Annotated in this window: 5 protein-coding genes; 2 read left to right on the forward strand and 3 right to left on the reverse strand. The window is 60.5% G+C overall.

Annotated features, from left to right (window positions below; all coding sequences use genetic code 11):
• Window positions 1–9: 9 nt before the first annotated feature.
• The 3 genes from ispG to hemA form a co-directional block, all read right to left on the reverse strand.
• A complete protein-coding gene (gene ispG, locus ACTG4B_RS15090; RefSeq protein WP_439156527.1) occupies window positions 10–1,131 on the reverse strand; it encodes a flavodoxin-dependent (E)-4-hydroxy-3-methylbut-2-enyl-diphosphate synthase in 1,122 nt (373 codons plus the stop codon).
• A gap of 77 nt (window positions 1,132–1,208) precedes the next feature.
• Entirely contained in the window at window positions 1,209–2,399 is a 1,191-nt protein-coding gene (locus ACTG4B_RS15095; protein WP_439156528.1) for a helix-turn-helix domain-containing protein, read from the reverse strand.
• A 114-nt stretch (window positions 2,400–2,513) separates the two neighbouring features.
• The gene (hemA, locus tag ACTG4B_RS15100) at window positions 2,514–3,737 is read right to left on the reverse strand and encodes a 5-aminolevulinate synthase (protein WP_439156529.1); all 1,224 of its coding nucleotides are present in this window, start codon (window positions 3,735–3,737) and stop codon (window positions 2,514–2,516) included.
• 233 nt (window positions 3,738–3,970) lie between these two features.
• On the opposite strand from hemA, the gene ACTG4B_RS15105 reads away from it, so the two are divergent.
• Both ACTG4B_RS15105 and ACTG4B_RS15110 read left to right on the forward strand, forming a co-directional pair.
• A complete protein-coding gene (locus ACTG4B_RS15105; protein ID WP_439156530.1) occupies window positions 3,971–5,344 on the forward strand; it encodes a M20/M25/M40 family metallo-hydrolase in 1,374 nt (457 codons plus the stop codon).
• The coding region (locus ACTG4B_RS15110; RefSeq protein ID WP_439156531.1) for a S41 family peptidase at window positions 5,341–6,652 on the forward strand (1,312 nt) is incomplete at its 3' end. The genes ACTG4B_RS15105 and ACTG4B_RS15110, both read left to right, overlap by 4 nt.

Below are 6,652 nucleotides of genomic sequence, written 5' to 3' on the forward strand. Positions count from 1 at the left end.
AACCCCGCCCTACTCTGCCGCAGCGGCCTGGGATTCGATCTCGGCTGCCTTCTTTTCCACTTGCTCCACGATGTGATCCACCATGTCGGTGTTCGACTGTTTGTGGCTTTGCTTGCCCGCAAGATAGACCATGCCCGATCCGGCCCCGCCGCCGGTAAAGCCGACGTCGGTCATCAGCGCCTCGCCCGGGCCGTTCACGACGCAACCGATGATCGACAGCGACATGGGCGTCTTGATGTGTTCCAGCCGTTTTTCCAGCGCCTCGACCGTCTTGATGACGTCAAACCCCTGCCGCGCGCAGGACGGGCAGGAAATGATGTTCACGCCACGGTGACGCAAGCCCAGTGATTTGAGGATTTCATAGCCGACCTTGACCTCTTCTACCGGATCGGCGGACAGGCTGACGCGGATCGTGTCGCCGATCCCCATCCATAAAAGGTTGCCAAGGCCAATGGCCGACTTGATCGTGCCGGATGTCAGGCCGCCCGCCTCGGTAATCCCCAGATGGATCGGGGCATCCGTCGCATCGGCAAGTTGCTGATAGGCGGCAGCGGCCATGAAGACGTCAGACGCCTTGCAGGAAATCTTGAATTCGTGAAAGTCGTTGTCTTGCAGGATCTTGATATGATCAAGGCCCGATTCCACCATCGCATCAGGGCAAGGTTCGCCGTATTTATCCAGCAGATGCTTTTCCAGTGACCCCGCGTTCACGCCAATGCGGATCGAACAGTTGTGATCGCGCGCGGCCTTGATGACCTCGCGCACGCGTTTTTCGTCACCGATGTTGCCGGGGTTGATGCGCAAACAGGCGGCCCCGGCCTCTGCGGCCTCGATCCCGCGTTTGTAATGGAAATGGATGTCGGCCACGATTGGCACAGATACCTCGGGCACGATCTGGCGCAGCGCACGGCTCGAGGCCTCGTCGGGGACAGAGATGCGGACGATATCCGCCCCTGCATCCGCCGCTGCCTGCACCTGGGCGATCGTGCCTTTGACGTCCGTTGTCAGCGTGTTGGTCATGGTCTGCACGGTGATCGGTGCATCGCCGCCAACAGGAACATTGCCCACCATGATCTGGCGGGACTTGCGGCGGTAGATATTGCGCCATGGGCGGATATGGTTCAGGGACATGCAAGGCTGCTTTCAAAGGCTCGGTTGACCTTAACCTAAGCGGCAAACCGCAGCGCAGCAACCGTTGCAAGGTGCGATTATTGGTCCGTCACAACGGCGGCGAAATTCGCGATCGTGGCCAGATCATCATCAGACGACAGATCGGCAACCGCATAGGTCTCTGTCAGGCTGTTCGTCGTCAGCACCACATTCGACGTCACCACCCCCTTGCGCCCGACCGGGCCGTAATGTGTGCCGTTGATGGCGAAATACATGGCCCCACTTTCACCAACACGCAGCGTTGCCGGCTCTTCGGTCGGAGGCACGACAAAGTTCTGACCGGGTTCCATCACGCCTTCGAAGATCACCGTGCCATCGGCGGCGCGCACACGCACCCACGCGGGCCGCACGGCGACCAACTGCAGTTCCGGCACCGGCGGTTCGACAACCTGAATGGATGGAAACGCGGGGGCGGGCAAATCCGCGATCTGCGGGGGGGCGGGTGAGACGGCAGCTTCAGGGATCAACGCACCGATTGATCCGGGGCTCAGGGTTGAGATAGGCGCATCACGTGCCACCAGCACCGGCACGTCAAGCGCCTGTGGCCGGTAAAGACGGTCCAGCCCATCACTTGCAGGGGCATCAAAGCCGGCCACAGGATCGCCGACATCCCGACCGTTGCGGGCACCCGCCAGCGGGTCCATATCCGACAGAACAACCGGTGTCTGTTCAACGGGCGCGAACTGCACCTTCTGCACCTCTTGCAGGACGGTCCAGCCACCGTAGCCCAACCCGCCAATCAGGGCGAGCATGACAGCGACCGATCCAATCGCGCGCGGCTCTATGCCTGACAGCATGGCCTCGCCTGCGGGCACGAAAGGCGTCGCCGAGGATGAAAAGATGTCTTTGCCAAATGCGCCGATCATCTGTTCATCCGGTCTGGCCTTGACCGATGACGCCTGCGCCGACATGCCATGGGCGGTTGCAAATCCGCTTTCGCGGCAAAACACATCAAACGCCCAATCAGGGTCCATCGTCAAATAACGGGCGTAAGACCGCACATACCCCGCGATAAAGCCGGGCGTGTCGAATGCCGAAGGATCGGAATTTTCGATTGCAGCGATGTAGGATGCCTTGATCTTCAACTCGCGCTGCACGTCCAGCAGGCTTTTACCCATGGTCGCACGTTCGCCGCGCATGATATCACCAAGACGCAGATCGTAGTCGTCAAACCCTTTGGCTTGAACGTCCTCAGTTGCGCCTGCACGCCTGAAGCCCTTACCGATCATCGACTGTCCCGTCGCTTACTGCCCCTAAGCGCCCACTGCTTCGAATCAAGAAACAGCGACCGCCTTAACCAGCGATACCATATCGGCAAGCGTCATGCATATCTTGAAAAGATGTTAACCTGCCAAGTCGGCGCGATTCAGCGCACAATGTGACCATAGCCCATCGAGCGCCCCAACCAGTGCATCCATTTCTCGCGGGCCATGCACGGGCGACGGTGTAAAGCGCAACCGCTCTGTCCCGCGTGGCACCGTGGGGAAATTGATCGGCTGCACGTAGATGCCAAAATCAGCAAGCAGCATGTCCGACAGTTTTTTGGTGTGCACGGGATCGCCCACGATCAGCGGCACGATGTGGCTGCCGTGATCGATGATCGGCAACCCCAACCCTTTCAGCCGCAATTTCAGGATAGCGGCCTGCGACTGGTGCGCATCCCGCAACGTCTGATCGGTTTTCAGATGCGCGACGCTCGTTGCGGCCCCGGCTGCAATGGCTGGTGGCAGGCTGGTGGTAAAGATGAACCCCGGCGCGTAAGACCTTATCGCATCGCACATTTTCGCTGATGCGGCGATATAGCCTCCCATGACGCCGTAAGCTTTGGCCAGCGTTCCGTTGATAATGTCGATCCGCCCCATCAGCCCGTCACGTTCGGCCACACCGGCACCGCGCGGGCCATACATACCAACGGCATGGACCTCATCAATATAGGTGAGCGCGCCAAATTCATCGGCCAGATCGCAGATCTCGGCGATGGGGCCGAAATCACCATCCATCGAATAAATCGATTCAAAGGCAATCAGCTTGGGCGCGGCAGGGTCATCGGCGGCGAGCAATTCGCGCAGATGGTCGGGATCATTGTGGCGGAAAATCCGCTTGGCTCCGCCGTTGCGGCGCACACCTTCGATCATCGACGCGTGGTTCAGCGCATCGGAATAGATAATCAGCCCCGGAAACAGCTTGGGCAACGTGCTTAGCGTGGCGTCATTGGCGATATAGGCGCTGGTGAACAGCAACGCGGCTTCCTTGCGGTGCAGATCGGCCAGTTCGGCCTCCAGCCGTTTATGATAGACGGTCGTGCCGGAAATGTTGCGCGTGCCGCCAGATCCCGCACCGGTGGCATCAATCGCCTCGTGCATTGCCGCAAGCACAGCAGGATGCTGCCCCATGCCAAGGTAGTCGTTCCCGCACCAGACGGTCACGGGCGCATCAGACCCGTCAGGCTTGCGCCAGGCCGCATGGGGAAATTGCCCCCGCTTGCGTTCGATATCAATAAAGGTCCGGTACCGGCCTTCGTCATGCAACCGTTGCAGGGCTGCGTCCAGTTGGGCGGAGTATTCCACTGGCTTATCCTTCTTTGGCGTCTCAAACCGATGATGTTTGAATCGTTCTAAGGGTCATATAGGGCGGAACCGCACCGGGCAATACGCTACAATGTGTCGCCCCTGTGTTGTTGCGACACCGCCGTGCGTTCGGCCTCATCGAAGATGATTTGCGGTAATGCCCTGCCCCCATTGACGTTCGGGCCAAACACGACAACGCTGCGCGGGAAAACAAAAAGCCAAAGGTGCCGCATATGCCCCTCGAACCTGTCCTGACCCATATCGATAACGATCTGCCCAAGGCGACTGCCCGCCTGATGGAGCTGTTGCGCATCCCGTCCATTTCGACGGATCCGGCCTATAAGAATGATTGCGACACCGCCGCCGACTGGTTGGTCGCCGATCTGCTTTCGATCGGCTTCAAGGCGTCCAAGCGCGCGACACCCGGCCACCCGATGGTCGTGGCGCACAGCGGCGGCGAAGGCCCGCACGTTATGTTTTACGGGCATTACGACGTGCAACCCGCTGATCCTCTTGCTCTTTGGCAGAATGACCCGTTCGATCCGCAGGTGCAGGACACGCCCAAAGGAAAGGTTATCAGGGCGCGAGGTGCATCTGATGACAAAGGCCAGCTGATGACATTCGTCGAGGCCTGCCGCGCATGGAAGGCCGTGCATGGCACGCTGCCCGCCAATATCTCGCTATTCTTCGAGGGTGAAGAGGAATCGGGATCGCCCTCACTTGTGCCCTTCATGGAGGAAAACGCCAAGGAGCTGACCGCCGATATCGCGCTGATCTGCGACACCGGGCTTTACGACGAAAACACGCCAGCCATCATCACCCAGCTGCGCGGCCTTCTGGGCGAGGAAATCACAATCACCGGTCCTGACAAGGACTTGCATTCGGGGATGTATGGCGGGCTCGCGATGAACCCGATCCGCGTTCTGACCCGGATCATCGCCGCCTTGCACGATGCCAACGGGCGGATCACCGTGCCCGATTTCTATGATGGTGTGCCGGAATTGTCCGATGATCTGGCCGCCGCATGGGACGCGCTGGGGTTCGATGAAAGGGCGTTTCTGGGCGAGGTGGGCCTGTCGGAACCCGCCGGCGAGGCAGGCCGCCGCCCGCTGGAAATGGTCTGGTCGCAACCCACCTGCGAGGTCAACGGCATATGGGGCGGCTACACCGGCGACGGGTTCAAGACGGTGCTGCCATCGCAGGCCCATGCCAAGATCAGTTTCCGAATGGTCGGTCAGCAAGACCCGCACAAGATTCGCGACAGTTTCCGCAAGATGGTGCAGGACATGCTGCCGCCAGATTGCAGCGTCAGTTTCAGGGGGCATGGCGCCAGCCCTGCCAGCCAGATGACCACGACCCACCCGGCCTTTGATCAGGCGCGTCAGGCCTTGTCGGATGAATGGCCGAACCCTGCGGCCTTTGTGGGCAGCGGCGGGTCGATTCCGATCGCGGGACATTTCAAGACCATCCTGAACATGGACACGATGTTGATCGGCTTTGCCAAGGATGACGATGCGATCCATTCGCCCAACGAAAAATACGACCTGTCTTCGTTCCACAAGGGAATCAGGTCGTGGGCACGCATCCTTGACGCCATGGCGACATGATCGCGCCACTGCGGTGGACGCTTTGGCTGATCGGGCTGGGTGCTTTGGTTTTGGGGGCCAGTTGGCTGGTCACGATGCCCGGCAAGGACATCCGGGGCACATGGGCCACCGATGGCCATGGGCTGCGGTTCGATATCGGTCGGGCCGTGATCGACATCTATCAGGTAACAGACATCAGCTGCCACCACGCACGACGTATTCCGGCCAATACATGGCTGATCCACGCCACGCAGGACATTACGCTTGCACGCGATGGCGACCGGCTCCGGATTGATGCGGGCGGCACCCTGGGCCCGATCATGGCCGACCCGACGGAGGGTCTGCCCGCAACCTGCCCGCAGACACCGCCAACACCGGGCAGCGCACGGGAAAATTTCGATGTGCTGTGGCAGGCGATGGCGGAACATTATGCGTTGTTCGACCTGCACAAGGTGGATTGGGCAGCACGGCGCAGAAGCTTGCGCCCCGCTGCCGATACGGTGCTGACAGAGGCGGCGCTGTTGGACCTGTTCAAAGCCACGCTTGACGGCCTTGACGACGCGCGACTGACACTGCGAACGCCCGGCGGCGCGGTATATTCCCCTGCGGTGCGTCCCGACTGGTTCGATGACCGGCATATGGTCAGGGATGCAACGCTTGCGCAGGTCGGTGATCTGACACCGGTCGCGAATACTGGCCTTCTGTATGGGTGGGCTGCGCCGGGGATCGGCTATGTCTATCTGGCCCATATGGATACAAGCGGCGGTTTCAATGTCACTGCGCAGGATCAGGCCCGCAACGGATTTGCCGAAATTGCGCTTGCCTTTGCGGCGGCGGACGGAATCATCCTTGATGCACGCTATACCCCTGGTGGGGCCGATGACGCCGCCCTGACCTATGCCCGCTATTTCAGTGACCAGACCCGGCCAGTCCTGACAAGAACCACGCGCACCCGGGCAGGCGAAACACCCCCCTTTCGTGTCAGGTTGGAACCGGAGGGCCGTTTTCATCTTGATCAGCGGACCGTGGTCCTGACATCAGGCTTTACCACCGGATCCGCCGACCCTGCCGCAGGTCACGCTGATGGGCACACCAACCGCAGGGGCGATGTCGGGTGTGGCTCTCTTTACCCTGCCCAACGGTTGGGAACTGGGGCTGTCACACCAGCGCATACGCGATGCGAATGGCGCAACATTCGCAGGTGGGGGGATTGCGCCGGATGTAGCGGTTGCCGTGGATGTGGCTGGTGCCCATACCGGACGCGACAGCACCCTGGAACAGGCAATATCACACCTGACCACCCCTTAAGGGCAGGATCAGATCCTGAAT

Source organism: Yoonia sp., from assembly GCF_965660735.1.
Taxonomy (GTDB): domain Bacteria; phylum Pseudomonadota; class Alphaproteobacteria; order Rhodobacterales; family Rhodobacteraceae; genus Yoonia.

Bases quoted from the DNA above. Each gene is read 5' to 3' on its own strand.
- ispG (WP_439156527.1), bottom strand. From the start codon at position 1,131: ATGTCCCTGAACCATATCCGCCCATGGCGCAATATCTACCGCCGCAAG.
- ACTG4B_RS15095 (WP_439156528.1), bottom strand. From the start codon at position 2,399: ATGATCGGTAAGGGCTTCAGGCGTGCAGGCGCAACTGAGGACGTTCAA.
- ACTG4B_RS15105 (WP_439156530.1), top strand. From the start codon at position 3,971: ATGCCCCTCGAACCTGTCCTGACCCATATCGATAACGATCTGCCCAAG.